1 protein-coding gene is annotated in these 892 nt (G+C 46.4%); it reads left to right on the top strand.

The window, feature by feature from the left end; all coding sequences use genetic code 11:
• The coding region (locus tag A3738_RS08670) for a leucyl aminopeptidase (RefSeq protein WP_068763528.1) at positions 1 to 892 on the top strand (892 nt) is incomplete at both ends.

Here is an 892-nt window from a genome sequence, read left to right as displayed (position 1 = left end):
TCAAAAAAGCCCTTAGTTATTCTCAAGCCAAATCAATTGGTATGGCGCTCACACGTGACCTAGGAAATGAGCCCGGAAATGTCGCGACACCAAGCTACCTCGCAAAAGTTGCAAAAGAAATGGCGAAAGAATTCAACTCTTTGTCCTGCAAAGTTCTTGAAGAAAAAGACATGGAAAAGCTCAATATGGGTGCTTTCTTATCGGTGAGCAAAGGCAGTACTGAGCCAGGAAAGCTGATTGTTTTAGAATACAAAGGCGGCGCAGCTAAATCTGCGCCTCACGTACTGGTTGGTAAAGGCATTACGTTCGATACGGGCGGTATCAGCTTAAAACCTGGCCCAGCAATGGACGAGATGAAGTATGACATGTGCGGCGCAGCCAGCGTGCTCGGTACAATGCGCGCAATAGCCGAACTTGCTCCAAAAAAGAATATTATCGGCGTAATCGCCGCTGCAGAGAATATGCCTGCGGGCAACGCATCAAAACCGGGAGATATCGTTACAACCGCATCAGGTCAAACTGTTGAAATTCTTAATACGGACGCAGAAGGACGACTCGTTCTTTGTGATGCACTCACCTACGTTGAGAAATTCAAACCCAAATCAGTTATTGATATTGCGACGCTGACGGGCGCATGCATTATTGCACTTGGCCACTCTACTAGCGCCGTAATGAGCAATAATGATGAGTTCGCTGAAACGCTATTACAGTGTGGCCAAGAAGCAAATGATAAAGCTTGGCAACTGCCAATCTGGGATGAATACCATAAGCAATTAGACAGCCCATTTGCCGACATGCAAAATATTGGAGGAAAAGGCGCTGGCAGTATCACAGCCGCTTGCTTCTTGTCTAAATTCGCCAAAAAATACACATGGGCACACCTAGACATTGC

It is taken from the genome of Oleiphilus sp. HI0066 (assembly GCF_001635725.1).
Note: the sequence above shows the minus strand (reverse complement) of the source record. Positions and strands in the feature narration are given on the sequence as shown.